This is a genomic window from Caulobacter sp. 1776 (assembly GCF_040545685.1).
Lineage (GTDB): Bacteria > Pseudomonadota > Alphaproteobacteria > Caulobacterales > Caulobacteraceae > Caulobacter.
Map to the genome: position 1 here is coordinate 16,926 of NZ_JBEPMI010000006.1, position 12,963 is coordinate 29,888.

17 protein-coding genes are annotated in these 12,963 nt (G+C 68.6%); 8 read left to right on the forward strand and 9 right to left on the reverse strand.

Annotated features, from left to right (window positions below; translation table 11 throughout):
* Nucleotides 1-27 precede the first annotated feature (27 nt).
* Complete coding sequence (gene tadA, locus ABIC66_RS16235; RefSeq protein WP_354071319.1) at nt 28-534, forward strand: tRNA adenosine(34) deaminase TadA; 507 nt, start codon at nt 28-30, stop codon at nt 532-534.
* Here tadA and ABIC66_RS16240 read toward each other — a convergent pair.
* Nucleotides 506-925, reverse strand: a complete 420-nt coding sequence (locus tag ABIC66_RS16240; protein WP_354071320.1) for a hypothetical protein — start codon at nt 923-925, stop codon at nt 506-508. The two genes, tadA and ABIC66_RS16240, sit on opposite strands and share 29 nt — an antisense overlap.
* Before the next feature lie 119 nt (nt 926-1,044).
* Here ABIC66_RS16240 and pseB point away from each other — a divergent pair, with 119 nt between their 5' ends.
* On the forward strand, nt 1,045-2,085 hold the full coding sequence (pseB, locus tag ABIC66_RS16245) for a UDP-N-acetylglucosamine 4,6-dehydratase (inverting) (protein ID WP_354071321.1): 1,041 nt from the start codon (nt 1,045-1,047) through the stop codon (nt 2,083-2,085).
* On the forward strand, nt 2,082-3,239 hold the full coding sequence (gene pseC / locus ABIC66_RS16250; protein WP_354071322.1) for a UDP-4-amino-4,6-dideoxy-N-acetyl-beta-L-altrosamine transaminase: 1,158 nt from the start codon (nt 2,082-2,084) through the stop codon (nt 3,237-3,239). Before pseB ends, pseC begins: the two co-directional genes overlap by 4 nt.
* 215 nt (nt 3,240-3,454) lie before the next feature.
* On the opposite strand, the gene ABIC66_RS16255 is transcribed toward pseC, so the two are convergent.
* Entirely contained in the window at nt 3,455-3,766 is a 312-nt protein-coding gene (locus tag ABIC66_RS16255) for an EthD family reductase (RefSeq protein WP_354071323.1), read from the reverse strand.
* Nucleotides 3,767-3,831: 65 nt separating this feature from the next.
* Nucleotides 3,832-4,356 (reverse strand): glycine cleavage system transcriptional repressor, encoded by a 525-nt coding sequence (locus ABIC66_RS16260; RefSeq protein ID WP_354071324.1) that lies wholly within the window; start codon nt 4,354-4,356, stop codon nt 3,832-3,834.
* A 192-nt stretch (nt 4,357-4,548) separates the two neighbouring features.
* On the opposite strand from ABIC66_RS16260, the gene ABIC66_RS16265 reads away from it, so the two are divergent.
* Nucleotides 4,549-4,860 (forward strand): hypothetical protein, encoded by a 312-nt coding sequence (locus ABIC66_RS16265; RefSeq protein WP_354071325.1) that lies wholly within the window; start codon nt 4,549-4,551, stop codon nt 4,858-4,860.
* 69 nt (nt 4,861-4,929) lie between these two features.
* Here the strand turns inward: ABIC66_RS16265 and ABIC66_RS16270 are convergent, their stop codons facing one another.
* From ABIC66_RS16270 to ABIC66_RS16285, 4 genes are all read right to left on the reverse strand, one after another.
* Nucleotides 4,930-5,679 carry a DNA polymerase III subunit epsilon gene (locus tag ABIC66_RS16270; protein WP_354071326.1) on the reverse strand — a complete coding sequence of 250 codons (750 nt, stop codon included), beginning with the start codon at nt 5,677-5,679 and terminating at the stop codon, nt 4,930-4,932.
* Nucleotides 5,680-5,725: 46 nt separating this feature from the next.
* Nucleotides 5,726-7,828 carry an AsmA family protein gene (locus tag ABIC66_RS16275; protein WP_354071986.1) on the reverse strand — a complete coding sequence of 701 codons (2,103 nt, stop codon included), beginning with the start codon at nt 7,826-7,828 and terminating at the stop codon, nt 5,726-5,728.
* A gap of 80 nt (nt 7,829-7,908) precedes the next feature.
* Nucleotides 7,909-8,013, reverse strand: a complete 105-nt coding sequence (locus ABIC66_RS16280; RefSeq protein WP_354071327.1) for a hypothetical protein — start codon at nt 8,011-8,013, stop codon at nt 7,909-7,911.
* 73 nt (nt 8,014-8,086) lie between these two features.
* Nucleotides 8,087-8,629 (reverse strand): hypothetical protein, encoded by a 543-nt coding sequence (locus tag ABIC66_RS16285; protein WP_354071328.1) that lies wholly within the window; start codon nt 8,627-8,629, stop codon nt 8,087-8,089.
* A gap of 161 nt (nt 8,630-8,790) precedes the next feature.
* Between ABIC66_RS16285 and ABIC66_RS16290 the strand changes: the two genes are divergently transcribed.
* The 4 genes from ABIC66_RS16290 (at nt 8,791) to ABIC66_RS16300 (ending at nt 10,749) form a co-directional block, all read left to right on the forward strand.
* Nucleotides 8,791-9,432 (forward strand): HAD-IA family hydrolase, encoded by a 642-nt coding sequence (locus ABIC66_RS16290; RefSeq protein ID WP_354071329.1) that lies wholly within the window; start codon nt 8,791-8,793, stop codon nt 9,430-9,432.
* A gap of 26 nt (nt 9,433-9,458) precedes the next feature.
* Nucleotides 9,459-9,749, forward strand: a complete 291-nt coding sequence (locus ABIC66_RS16295) for a 4a-hydroxytetrahydrobiopterin dehydratase (RefSeq protein WP_354071330.1) — start codon at nt 9,459-9,461, stop codon at nt 9,747-9,749.
* A gap of 71 nt (nt 9,750-9,820) precedes the next feature.
* Nucleotides 9,821-9,946, forward strand: coding sequence for a hypothetical protein (locus tag ABIC66_RS24250; protein WP_502910371.1), 126 nt, complete (start codon nt 9,821-9,823; stop codon nt 9,944-9,946).
* Nucleotides 9,947-9,963: 17 nt separating this feature from the next.
* Nucleotides 9,964-10,749, forward strand: a complete 786-nt coding sequence (locus tag ABIC66_RS16300; protein WP_354071331.1) for an SDR family oxidoreductase — start codon at nt 9,964-9,966, stop codon at nt 10,747-10,749.
* 119 nt (nt 10,750-10,868) lie between these two features.
* Here the strand turns inward: ABIC66_RS16300 and spdR are convergent, their stop codons facing one another.
* Nucleotides 10,869-11,426 (reverse strand): stationary phase response regulator transcription factor SpdR, encoded by a 558-nt coding sequence (gene spdR / locus ABIC66_RS16305; RefSeq protein ID WP_354071332.1) that lies wholly within the window; start codon nt 11,424-11,426, stop codon nt 10,869-10,871.
* A gap of 101 nt (nt 11,427-11,527) precedes the next feature.
* A complete protein-coding gene (locus ABIC66_RS16310) occupies nt 11,528-12,928 on the reverse strand; it encodes an ActS/PrrB/RegB family redox-sensitive histidine kinase (RefSeq protein ID WP_354071333.1) in 1,401 nt (466 codons plus the stop codon).
* Nucleotides 12,929-12,963: the final 35 nt, after the last annotated feature.

Genomic DNA, 12,963 nt, shown 5'->3' on the forward strand with positions numbered 1-12,963 from the left:
ATCTCACGATGGGCGATTAGAGGCTGAATGCGCACCGTTCTTCCTGAGGATCAAGACCGCCACATGATGCGCCTGGCCCTCGGCGCCGCCCGCGCGGCGGCCGAGGCCGGCGAGACGCCCGTCGGCGCGGTGGTCCTGGACCCGAGGACGGGCGAGGTGATCGCCACCGCCGGCAACGGCCCGATCGCCGCCCATGACCCGACCGCCCACGCCGAGATCGCGGCGATGCGCGCCGCGGCGGCCAGGCTCGAGAACTACCGGCTGACGGATCTGACCCTGGTGGTGACCCTGGAGCCCTGCGCCATGTGCGCCGGGGCGATCAGCCACGCGCGGATCGGCCGGGTGGTGTTCGGCGCGGAAGATCCCAAGAGCGGGGCGGTGGTCCATGGTCCGCGGTTCTTCGCCCAGCCCACCTGCCACTGGCGGCCGGAAGTCACCGGCGGCGTGCTGGCCGAGGAGAGCGCCGATCTGCTGCGGGGATTTTTCCGCGCCCGCCGCAAGAAGCCTAGCTCAGAAGCGCCGAACCCAGCATGACCTTGGAGCCGGGCTTGCCCAGCACCTGGTCGGCGGCCTTCTGCAGTTCGCGGGCGACGTAGTCGATGTCCGGCGCCGCCCCGCCGCGCAGGCCGGCGGCGTAGATCATCAGCACCTGGGCGAAGGCGGCCCGCAGGCGCGGGGTCGAGGCCTGGGCGCGCTTCATCAGTTCGGGGTCGCGGACCTCCAGGCCCGTCTCCACGGTCATCACCCCCCGGCGGCCGTCGCGGCGCAGGACGATCGCGTTGATCGGATCCATGGCGAAATAGGTCGGCGGCGCCTTGTTCTCCTCGCCGCCGCCATGCCCGGCCAGGGCGGTCGTCGGGAGGACCAGGGGACCGCCGGCCAGGGCGGCGATCAGGGCGAGCGGCAGGAGGCGATGACGGCGCATGACCCTTGCTACCGCAGCGTGGTTGACGTCCTCTTTACGTCTGCGGGCGCAGTAACAGGCGTTAACCACGATTCGTCGCCAGGTCCCGTTGGGCCGGCGGTCGTCGCAGGAGGCAGACCTTGGGCCGTTTTTCCCCCAAATCCCTCGATCTGAACGGCAAGGTGATCCTGGTCACCGGCGGCACGGGTTCATTCGGCCGCCGATTCATCGAGACCGTGCTGCGCCGCTACGACCCGCGAAAGGTCATCGTCTATTCCCGCGACGAATTGAAGCAGAGCGACATGCAGATCGAGCTGCGCGAGCAGTTCGACGAGAAGACCGTCGCCAAGACTCGCTTCTTCCTCGGCGACGTCCGCGACCGCGAGCGCCTGACCCTGGCCCTGCGTGGGGTCGACATCGTCATCCACGCCGCGGCCCTGAAGCAGGTGCCGGCGGCCGAGTACAATCCGTCCGAATGCATCCACACCAACGTGCTGGGCGCCGAGAACGTGGTCTGGGCCAGCCTGACCAACCATGTGAAGCAGGTCGTGGCCCTGTCGACCGACAAGGCCTGCAACCCGACCAATCTCTATGGCGCGACCAAGCTGGCCTCGGACAAGACCTTCGTGGCCGCCAACAACCTGTCGGGCGACATCGGCACCCGGTTCTGCGTCGTGCGCTACGGCAATGTGGTGGGCTCGCGCGGCAGCGTCGTGCCGCTGTATCGCCGCCTGCTGAGCCAGGGCGCGACCGAGCTGCCGGTCACCGACCCGCGCATGACCCGCTTCTGGATCACCCTGAACGAAGGCGTCGACTTCGTGCTGTCGTCCCTGACCATGATGCGCGGCGGCGAAATCTTCGTGCCGAAGATCCCGTCGATGGCCATGCCCGACCTGGTCAAGGCCATGTCGCCGGACGCCGGCATGAAGGTGATCGGCATCCGCCCCGGCGAGAAGCTGCACGAGATCATGATCAGCGCCGACGACTCGCGCTCGACCGTCGAGTTCGAGGACCGTTTCGCCATCGAGCCCAACTTCGCCGAGTTCGGCCGCGAACCCTACAGCGCGGCCGACGGGGCCAAGCCGGTCGCCGAGGACTTCTCGTACAGCAGCGACAACAACCACGACTGGCTCTCGCCGCAGGGCCTGTTGGACATGCTGGAGGAAAAGGCCGCGCGATGAGCGGCTTTCTCCCCTACGGCCGCCAGACGATCGAGGACGACGACATCGCCGCCGTGACCGAGGCGCTGCGCGGCGATTTCCTCACGACCGGCCCGACCGTCGAGGCGTTCGAGACCGCTTTCGCCGCGAAAGTCGGCGCGGCGCACGCCATCGCCGTCTCGAACGGTACGGCCACGCTGCATCTGGCGATGCTGGCGCTGGGGATCGGCGAAGGCGACGTCTGCGTCGCCCCCTCGGTCACCTTCCTGGCCACCGCCAACTGCGCCCGCTATGTCGGCGCCGAGGTGGTGTTCGCCGACGTCGATCCCGACAGTGGCCTTATGACCCCCGACACCCTGGCTCGCGCCTTGAACGGCGCCCGCGACAAGCGGGTCAAGGCCGTGCTGCCCGTGCACCTGCGCGGCGACGTCTGCGACCTGCCGGCCCTGAAGGCCATGGCTAGCGCCTCGGGCGCGGTCTTGGTGGAGGACGCCCCGCACGCCCTGGGCTCGGTCGGAACCTTCGATGGCGTCGCCCACCCCGTCGGCGATGGCGCCTATTCCAGCTTCGCCAGCTTCTCGTTCCACCCGGTCAAGACCCTAGCCACCGGCGAGGGCGGCATGCTGACCACCAACGACGCCGAGCTCGCGGCCAAGGCCCGCCTGCTGCGCTCGCATGGCATGGTCCGCCAGCCCGGCGGCGATCCCTGGTGGTACGAGATGCCCGAGCTGGGCTTCAACTATCGCATCCCGGACGTGCTCTGCGCCCTGGGCCTGTCGCAGCTGAACAAGCTGGATCGTTTCGTCGCTCGCCGCCGCCAGCTGACGGCGCTGTACGCCAAGCTGCTGGCCGAACGCGCGCCAAGGGCGCGGCTGGCCGCCAGCCCCACGTACTCCAATCCCGCCCTGCATCTGCTGACCGTGCTGATCGATTTCGAGGCCGAAGGCCTGTCGCGCCGCACCGTGGTCGAGAGCCTGAAGGCGCAGGGGATCGGGACCCAGGTCCACTACATCCCGGTCCACCGGCAACCCTATTATGTGAACCGCCAGGGCCTGGCCGACCTGCCCGGCGCCGACGCCTGGTACGCCCGCTGCCTGACCCTGCCGCTCTATCCGGCCATGACCGACGGTGACGTCGAGCGGGTGGTGAACGCGCTGGCGGGGATTCTCGGCTAGGCGAAGGTTCGACAGCGCCTCCCGGGCGAAACCAACCCCGTCGCCTTCCTAGGCCTTGTGCCTAGGATCCATGGTTGGACTTGGCGCAGTTTGGACGGCGCTTTCCGTGAGCGTGGTCGCCCACCCGTAGCCATTCCCGGCAAGCGGACGCATGGGTCCTAGGCACAAGGCCTAGGAAGGCGAACGTGTGGAGGCGAGGTTAGTGTTGGCCGCCCCTATGCCAGCGCGCTGATCTGCGTGATCGGCTGGATGTCGGTGAAGCGCGCCAAGTCAGCCCGCACCTCCAGCCCGCGCGGGCCGCTGCGCGAAGCTCGCAGCGCCTCGGCGTCGCGGAAGATCAGGTTGGCGATCACCACATAGGGCGCGGCCCCGCCGTCGCCGGCGGTCAGGCCGCGCAGGACCTGCACGCTCTCCAGGCCGGTCGGCCCGAAGACCTCCTTCACCAACGGGATATGGACCGCGTCGTAATAGGCATGGTCGAACTTCGCGCCGTCGTGGGCGGGATAAAGGACGGTCAACACGGCCATGGCGAACTCTCGGAAAGGATCGGAACGGCGCCTGGACAGCGCCGCCGGGATTGGCGTGAAGCGCTTTAGTCGTCCTCGGACGAGGCCAAGGCGATATCGACCATGATCTCGCCCGAGATCGCTTCCAGGGCCGCCTGGACAGCGTCGGCGTGAAGACCGCCGGGCAGCCGCAGCCGCGCCTCGATGTGGAACAGCGGCGCGCCGGAATGGGGCTCGGTGCTGAGCCGGGTGTCGAACGCCTCGATATTGGCGCCGATGCCGCTCAAGGCGCTGGTCACCTGATGCACGATGCCCGGCTGGTCCTGGCCGACCACGCTGAAGCGGACCGCCTCGCCCGGGGCGCCGTTTCCCTCGATCGCGGGGGCGATGCGCACCTCCAGGCCCTGGGCGTCCACCTCGGCGACGGCCGCCCGCAGCCGCTCGACGTCATCGGCGCCCAACTCGACCAGCACCGAGCCGACATAGAGCCCGCCCAACTGGCTGAGATGGCTCTCCAGCCAGTTGCCGCCGGCCGAAAACACGGCGCGCGCCAGCGCCTGGGTCAGGCCGGGCCGGTCGCTGCCGACGACGCTCAGGATCAGGGTGGCCATGGGGAACTCTCACGTGGGGCGCCGAACGAGCCACGCGCGCCGGGTTCAGTCAATGCGCGGGAGCCGTCAACCCGCTTCCACCTCGGTTAATCACTTTCGGAAATCATTAACCGCGATCCTTGGGAGTTCCTTAGTTCGCACCTGCGAGAACGCGTTCATCAAATGGGTTCGCCAAACAAGGAACGGGTGGGCATGAAATTCTCGATCGCGATCGCCGCGGGTATCGCCGGCAGCTTCTTCGTCGCTCAGGCCGCGTCGGCCGCCGGCGGTTTCGAAGACCAAATGGGCCGCTGCCTGCAGCAGTTCGCCAACACCCGCGACGCCGCTCAGGTGATGCTGGAATGCAATGCCGACGCCGGCAAGCTGTCGGACTGCAAGGTCGTCGACAACAGCGCCGCTGGTAAGGGCTTCGACAAGGCCGCCATGTGCATCGCCGAAAAGCTGCCGATGGGCGCCAAGACCGGTTCGGTGAAGGTTCCCTTCCGCTTCCCGGGCGGCGCGTAAGTCTTACGCGTCTGCTTTTCGAAGCAAGGCCCCGCCGGTTCGCCGGCGGGGCCTTTCGCGTTTCAGGACTCAGAGCAGCGTTTGCTGGGCCGGCTCGGTCGCCGGCGGCGAGCCGAGGTCTCCCCGGCGGCGCAGCTCGGTCTCGGCGCTGAAGCGGATGTTAACGTCGCGGTCCTGAGCCAGCGCCTTCAGAGCGTCGAGGCCCAGGCGATCCCAGGCCTTGCCGCGGTCGACGCCGGCGGGCACGCGCGGCAGCAGGCCGGGCTCGCGGCTCCAGGCCAGCAGCTGTTCCAGCGACGCTTGGTTTAGCATGTCGCGCAGATGGTGGGCGGTGACATAGGCGTCGGGCAGCGCGCGGTGGGCCGGCAGGCCGAGGTCGCGGACCAGGCCCTCGGGGTTGCGCTGATAGCGCAGCATCTGGTTCGAGAAGCCGGACAGCGACGGCCACAGTCGCAAGGCGCATTTCCACGTGCAGATCCACGCCGCGCCGCTCGAGAGTTTCGGCGTGCAATAGCGCTGCTCGAACGCCGCGCGATGGGCGGCCAGGGCCTGGACGCCGGCCTCGGGCTTCAGGACACCCGGCGCGACATCCTTCCAGAACGGCGCGCCGGCGACGTCGGCGTCGATGATGTGATGGACGGCCATGGTTTCCGGCGAGATCGGCCGCCCGGGATTGACCAGCAGCGCGCCGCGTGTCTCGTCGACCCGCCAGCGACCGTCGACGCCCAGCGTCACGTCCTGCCAGCCGATCTCGCAGACGTCATGCGGACCGGAGCCGGCGGTCTCGAGGTCGATGACGCGGACGCGGAGTTGGGGCATGGGTCGGATAATGGTCGCCGGCGGCCGGTGATCCAAGCCGCTGGCCCTACTTCTTCGGCTTGGCCGGGGTGGTCTGGGTCACCTTCACCGGCGCGCCCTGCTGCTTGGCGTCGGCGACCAGGCCCGCGCAGTCGGCGTCCTTGGCCTCGCCGGTGGTCACGAAGGGCAGGAGGGCGGCCAGCGGGTTAATGATCGAGCCGAGGGCCGCGGCGATGCCGCCCTGGCCGACGGCCTTGCTGGGGTCCAGGCCGATTTTTGGGGCCATGAACGGGCCCTTGATGGTGATCGGGATGAACAGCCGCACCAGGCGCGGCTTCTTGCTGTCGCCCTCGATGCGGAAATCCATCCGCTCGGTCTCGAGATTGATCGTGCCCCGGCCGCGCGCCAACACCACGCCCGTGTCGGCCACGAGATGATTGGTGGTCATCACCCCGTTCTTGACGTCGAAATCGGCGACGGCGCAGCGGACGGGCGTCTCCTTGTCGCTCTTCGAGAGCAGCAGGATCAGCCCCTTCGAGGCGTTGACGCCCAGCAGCTCGGCGAAGGCCTGGCGGATCTCGCCGCGCGGCGCGACCACGGTCATCGAACCGTCAGCGCTGGCGGCGGCGCGATGGACGCTGTTGCCGACGCCCGACAGCTTGGCGCGGGCCATCACCGGCCCCTCGATCGCCCGCTTGCCATCGCTCATGATCGGGATGAAGTCCTCGAGACGGGCGTTGGTCAGGCGCAGGTCGACGTCGGTGCGCGGGATCTTGGGACGCGCATCCAGCCGCACCTTTCCCTTGAGGTCGCCGCGCGAGAAGGTGAAGGCGATCGGGTCCAGGGTCAGCACGCCCTTGTCCAGGGCCAGTTCCATCGACACCTTGCGCAGCGGCAGGTTCGGGGCGTTCACCGTCTCGGCGCGGTAGCTGACCTTGGCGTCCATGGCCCGGACGCGGTCGACCTGCAAGGTGGCGTCGGGCAGCAGGCGCTGGGTCGCGTCGCGTTGGGCGGCCTCGACCTGCTGGCCGGCCGAGGCGGTCTCGCCGCGACCGGTGGCCGGGGCGGCGCCGACCAGGCTGCCCAGGTCGTCGAAATCCAGGCGGCGCGAGCGCAGGTCGGCTTCCAGATAAGGCCGTTCGCGGCCGGTCAGCACGAACAGGTCGCCCCGGATGTCGCTGTCGCCGACGCGACCCGACAGCTTTTCGAAGTCGTAGCGCAGGCCCTTGCGAACCAGATGGCCCGAGACCCGATAGGGCGGGGTGTTGGGCAAGGTCAGGCCGGTCAGGTCGTGCAGACGGTTGAGGTCGGCGCCCGAGACGGTCAGCTGGGTCTCCAGCCGGCCCAGGTCGAACGGCTTGTTGACTTGGCCCTCGGCGGTGATGCGGGTCGAGCCGGCGCGGATCTCGGCGTCGAACGGATAGGGCCGGTCCGGCGAGATGTTCAGCAGCGGCCCGCCGGTCACCTGGGCCAGGAAGTCGGCCTTGTTCAGGCTGCCCTTGCCCTCCAGAACGAAACGGCCGCCGCGCTCGCCGGCCCGCTCCTGGGCGTCGACCGTGCCGACGAACAGCGCGTCGCGCTGGCGGTCGTCGACGCGCAGCTGGCCGTCATGGATCACGAAGCGCTGGATGGCCGGCAGCTTCAACGGCTTGTCGCTGGTTCGCGCGCCGAAGGTCCAGTTGGCCTTGCCGTCCTTGGCGCGCAGCAGCCGCACGTCGGGCTTGTCGATCGCCAGGAAGGGCAGGATCATCTGGCCGCGCAGCAGCGGCAGGATCTTGATCTGGATGGCGATCCGCTGGATCCGGGCCATCGGCGCGGGATCGGGATCGATCGTCCTGGCCCAGGCCGGCTGGCCGACCCGGACGCCATAGGCCTCGACCTTGGGCGCGAACGACCACGGATGGACCCGTAGGTCACCGGTGATCGCCACCTCGCGCTGCAATTGAGCCGAGGCGTAGCGTCCGATCGGCCCGCGCAGCCAGTTCCAGTCGAAGATGACCAGGAACGCCACGACGGCCGCGACCAGCGCCAGGGCCGAGCCGATGCCGATCAGGGCGCGACGCGACGGCCTCTGGAATGGCTTCCGAGGCGGTTTCGGGTCGAGGATGGCGTCGGCGGTCGACAGGATCGTGGCTCCGGTTGATCCCTCGTAACGCGCGAGGCCGGCAATCCTGTTCCAACGAGGCCGGTTCCAACGAGGCCGGTTCCAACGAGGCCTGTTCCAATTTGGCGCTAAGCTAGGCCCCCGGCCTAGTAGACCAGACCGATACTGCTGACGGCCGCGGCGGCCACCACGAAGACGGCGATGGCCACGAGTTCATAGAGTTTGAAGAGCGGTCGGCTCGGCGTGCGCATGATGATAGTTCCCCCGTCCCATTTTGGCGCGTGTCCACGCGTCCGGCGCAAGGGCGGCGCCACCCGGATTGAGTTAAGGCGTCTTTCCGGGCCAGACCAGGTAACCGGCTTCGTCGCGGCCCGCGGCGACGTAGTCGTAGGCGTAGGACGGCGGATAGCTGTCGACCGGGCCCCCACGACCCTGGTCATAGCCGCTGTCGTACGCGCGGACGTGTTCGTGTTCGTAGTCGTCGGCCCGCCGCTCGTAGAATGCCTGGTCGTGTCGGCGTTCGCCGTAGCGATCACTATAGCCGTGACCGACGTCGGAATTGTAACGCGGCGGCGGTCCTCCAAGCAGTTCCGGGCCGCGCGTCTCGACCTCGAGCCGATTGCGGCCATAACCCCATTGGTCGTGGCCGGCCCAGCCGTGATCCGGATCGCACTCGACCCGGTCCCAGCGATAGGCGCCGCCGGGACCGGTCACCCGTCGCGTCACGCAGTCGCCGGGGCCGGAATTGGCCGGCAGCAGCTCCGGATCCAGCGGCAGGCCGCCTTGCCGCGCTCCGGCGACGACCGGCGCGGCCGCGAGGCTCGCGGCGACGATGACGAGGGCGGGAAGCAGGCGAAAAACGGACATGGGCGGCTCCAGGACGGTTAACAAATCACTAACGGCGCGGAGTCGGTCGTCGTTTCACCTCTCACGCGAGCGTAGCCATGGACTTTCGCGCCCCATTGGCGCTTCCCCCGCGCGCGCCGCGCGGCTACCGTCGGATCAAACAAGCGTTTGATGGGGCGGCCATGGCGATCGAGGCGGTGATCTGGGACTTTGGCGGGGTGTTCACGACCTCGCCGTTCGAGGCGTTCCGCCGCTACGAGACCGAACGCGGCCTGCCGGACAACTTCATCCGAACGGTCAACGCCACCAACCCGGACACCAACGCCTGGGCCCGGTTCGAGCGGGCCGAGATCGACGCCCCGGCCTTCGACGTCCTGTTCTTGGAAGAGGCGACGCGGCTGGGCCACGCCGTGCGCGGGGCCGAGGTGCTGCCGCTGCTATACGGTGATCTTCGGCCCAAGGTGCTGGACGCGCTGAAGGCCTGCAAGGCGCGCTTCAAGGTCGGCTGCATCACCAACAACGTCCCCACCGGTCACGGGCCCGGCATGGCCCAGAGCGCCGAAAAGGCCTTGGCGGTGGGCGAGATCATGGGCCTGTTCGACGCGGTGATCGAAAGCTCCAAGGCTGGAGTCCGCAAGCCCGACCCGCGTATCTACCGGATGATGTGCGAGCTGCTGGGCGTCGCGCCGGAGGCCTGCGTCTATCTCGACGACCTGGGGGTCAACTGCAAGCCGGCGGCGGCCCTGGGGATGAGGGCGATCAAGGTCGCGACCGAGGCGCAATTGCTGGCCGACCTTGCCGAAGCGACCGGATTGGCGTTCTGAGGGGGAAAGTTCTTCCGGAGGATCTCATGTCCCGCCCCAAGATCGGCGCCGCCGCCGCGATCGCCCAGCTGACCGGCTGGAGCGTCGCGCCGGACCACAAGGACGCGATCGCCAAAACCTTCAAGTTCGCCGACTTCAATGAGGCGTTCGGCTTCATGACCCGCGTGGCGATCATGGCCGACAAGCTCGACCACCACCCCGAATGGTTCAACGTCTACAACCGCGTCGAGGTGCTGCTGACCACGCACGACGCCGATGGGGTGACGGAACTGGATGTGACGCTGGCCAAGTTCATGGATGGGGCGGCGATGAAATGATCTCTCCTCCCCATTAGGGGGAGGTGGATCGCCGCGAATACGCGGCGAGACGGAGGGGGTCCGCGAAGCGGTTGTGCGCTGGCAACCGCACAGGGCCCCTCCACCGGCGTTCGCCGGTCCCCCTCCCCCAGAGGGGGAGGAGAGATTTCGGCTTCCCCTTGCTCCTCGCACGGTTCAAACTATCGTTTGAATTATAAGCGGGAGGACGCCGACAATGGCGCAGAGCACGGGCCGGGTCGCCGGCAAGAAGGCCTTCATCACGGGCGGGGCCCAGGGACTCGGCGCGGCGGCGGGGCGGATGCTGGCCAGCCAGGGCGCCAAGGTCGCCCTGGCCGACATCAACCTGGCCGGCGCGCGAGCCGTGGCCGACGAGATCAACGCCGCGCACGGGGCGGGCACGGCCTTCGCCTTCCAGCTGGACGTCACCCAGGAAGACCAGTGGATCGAGGTGCTGGAAAAGGCGTCCGAAGCCATGGGCGGCCTTTCGGTGCTGGTCAACAACGCCGGCATCGGCGGCGACGGCCCGATCGAGAGCCTCGACTTCGGGCTCTGGAAGAAGGTGATGTCGGTCAATGTCGACTCGGTGTTCCTGGGGGCCAAGCACGCCCTGACCCACATGCGGGCCCACCAGCCCGGCTCGATCATCAACCTCTCCTCGATCGCCGGCCTGATCGCCAACGGCAATTCGCCGGCCTACAACGCCAGCAAGGCGGCGGTCTGGCTGCTGAGCAAGAACATCGCGCTGTACTGCGCCAAGATGAAGCTCGACATCCGCTCGAACTCGATCCACCCGACCTTCATCGACACCCCGATCCTGGACGGCTTTTCGGCGCGGTTCGGCAAGGAGGAGGCCTTCGCCAAACTGGCGCGCCAAGTGCCGCTGGGCCGCATCGGCGAGCCGAACGACATCGCCAACGCCGTGCTCTACCTGGCCAGCGACGAGAGCAAGTTCATGACCGGCGCCGAGATCAAGGTCGACGGCGGCATCTCGGCGATGTGACCTGAAAAGCTGTCATCCCGGCCAAGCGCGCCAGCGCGCCGAGCCGGGACCGCGGCGTGCGCCGGCGTTTCCGGCGGTCCCGGATCGGCCATCGGGCCGTCCGGGATGATACTCATAGGCTACCGCGGCGCGCGCTTCGCCAGGATCCGCTGCAGCGTGCGGCGGTGCATGTTCAGCCGGCGCGCCGTTTCCGACACGTTGTGGCCGCACATCTCGTAGACGCGCTGGATGTGCTCCCACCGCACGCGGTCGGCGCTCATCGGGTTTTCCGGCGGGGTCGGGGCGGCGTCCTTGGCGGCCAGCAGGGCGCGGGCCACGTCGTCGGCGTCGGCGGGCTTGGAGAGGTAGTCGACCACCCCCGCCTTCACCGCCGCCACGGCCGTGGCGATGTTGCCGTAGCCGGTCAGCATGATGACCTTGGCGTCGGGCCGCGCGTCGCGCACGGCCTCGACCACCTTCAGGCCCGAACCGTCCTCGAGGCGCATGTCCAGCACCGCGTGGGCCGGAGCCGCGCCGCGCAGAATGGTCAGCGCCTCGGCGACGGAAGCGGCCAGCGTCACCTCGAACCCGCGCTGCTCCAGCGCGCGTCCGAGCCGGGTCCGCAGGGGTCCGTCGTCGTCCAGCAGCAGCAGTGTCTTGTCCGGCAGCGCCGCAACCAGCTCGCCAATATCCGCCATGAAGTCAGCCCCTCCCCGGGCCAATACTCAGCAGGCCAATAACAACCTATACTTTCGTGCTTGCGGACAAGACTCAAGCCCCCTCTTGCGCGCGTAAAAAATCAGACTCCCGTATAGCCGGGCGCTTCGAGCGCCGGCCGAGGCCAGCGCGCCGAAACGACCGCGCCGCCGCGACGTCCATTACGGAAATCCACGGTCGCGCCAGTTCGTTCCAGCAGCGTCTTGGCGATGAAGAAACCCAGGCCCATGCCGATATGGCCGGTGCGCGACCCTTCCGCCCCGGGACGGGTGGTCACGTAGGGCTCGCCCAGCTTGGCCAGCACCTCGGGCGAGAAGCCGGGACCGTCGTCGCGGGCCTCGATGACCACGTAACGGGCGTCGAAGCGGGCGATGACGATCACCTCGCTACGCGCGAAATCGACGGCGTTCTCGACGATCGAGGTCATGGCGTGGATGATCTCGGGCCGACGCCAGATGTCGGGCGCGGTTTCCCCCGAAGGCCCGTTGACCACGGCCTCGACGCGGATGCCGTGCACCATGTGCGGCTCGATCACGTCCTGGACCAGCTGCACCAGGCTCATGCGCTCGTGTACGGCGTCCTGGGCCTCGGGCATTTCGGTCAGGCGCTGCAGGATCTCGCGGCAGCGGGCGGCCTGGCCGATCAGCAGTTCGGCGTCCTCGCGGACCTCCTCGCTGGTGGCGTTGCGGGCCATCTCGCGCGAGACGACCGAGATGGTGGCCAGCGGCGTGCCCAGTTCGTGGGCCGCGGCGGCGGCCAGGGCCCCCAGGGCCGATAGACGCTGCTCGCGGGCCAGCACCGTCTCGGTGACGTTCAGGGCCAGCTCCATCCGCGCCGACTCGCTGGCCGCCTGCCAAGCGTAGGCGGCGGTGATGACGATGCCGAAGATCCGGGCGGTGACGATCGTCCACAACATCAGGGGACTGGGATCGGTCGGCGCCGGCGCGCCGGCCAGGGTCGGCAGCGGCATGTGGAACAGGGCCAGCATCACCGACGAGAAGATGGCCAGCAGCCCCAGCGCCAAGGCGAAGCGCGCCGGCAGGGTGGCGGCCGCCAGGGTGACGGGGGCGATCAGCAGCAGCGAGAACGGATTCAGCGCCCCGCCGGTCAGGTACAGCAAACCCGAGAGCTGCAGGATGTCGAAGGCGATCTGGGCGGTGGCCTCGCCGTCGCGCGCCAGGCGCTGACCGCTCGAGGCCAGGCCCAGCAGCACGTTCAGCCAGGCCGACAGCGCGATCAGGGTGAAGCACAGCGCCCACGGGACGCGCAACTTCAGCGCCAGGCCGGCGATCAGCAGCACGGCGACCTGGCCGACCACCGAGAGCCACCGTTGGGCGAGCAGGGTGCGAACCCTTAAGCGTCCACGGCGAAGCCCAGGCGCGGTCCAGGACCAGGCGTCGTCTTGCGCCGGTTCTTCGCCCGGCTTATCGAGCCCCATATGACGTTGGTCGTCGGGCGCTCTCGCGAACGAAACGTCAGCCATGTCCGCAAGATTGTCCATATTCTCGCGCCTGGCGA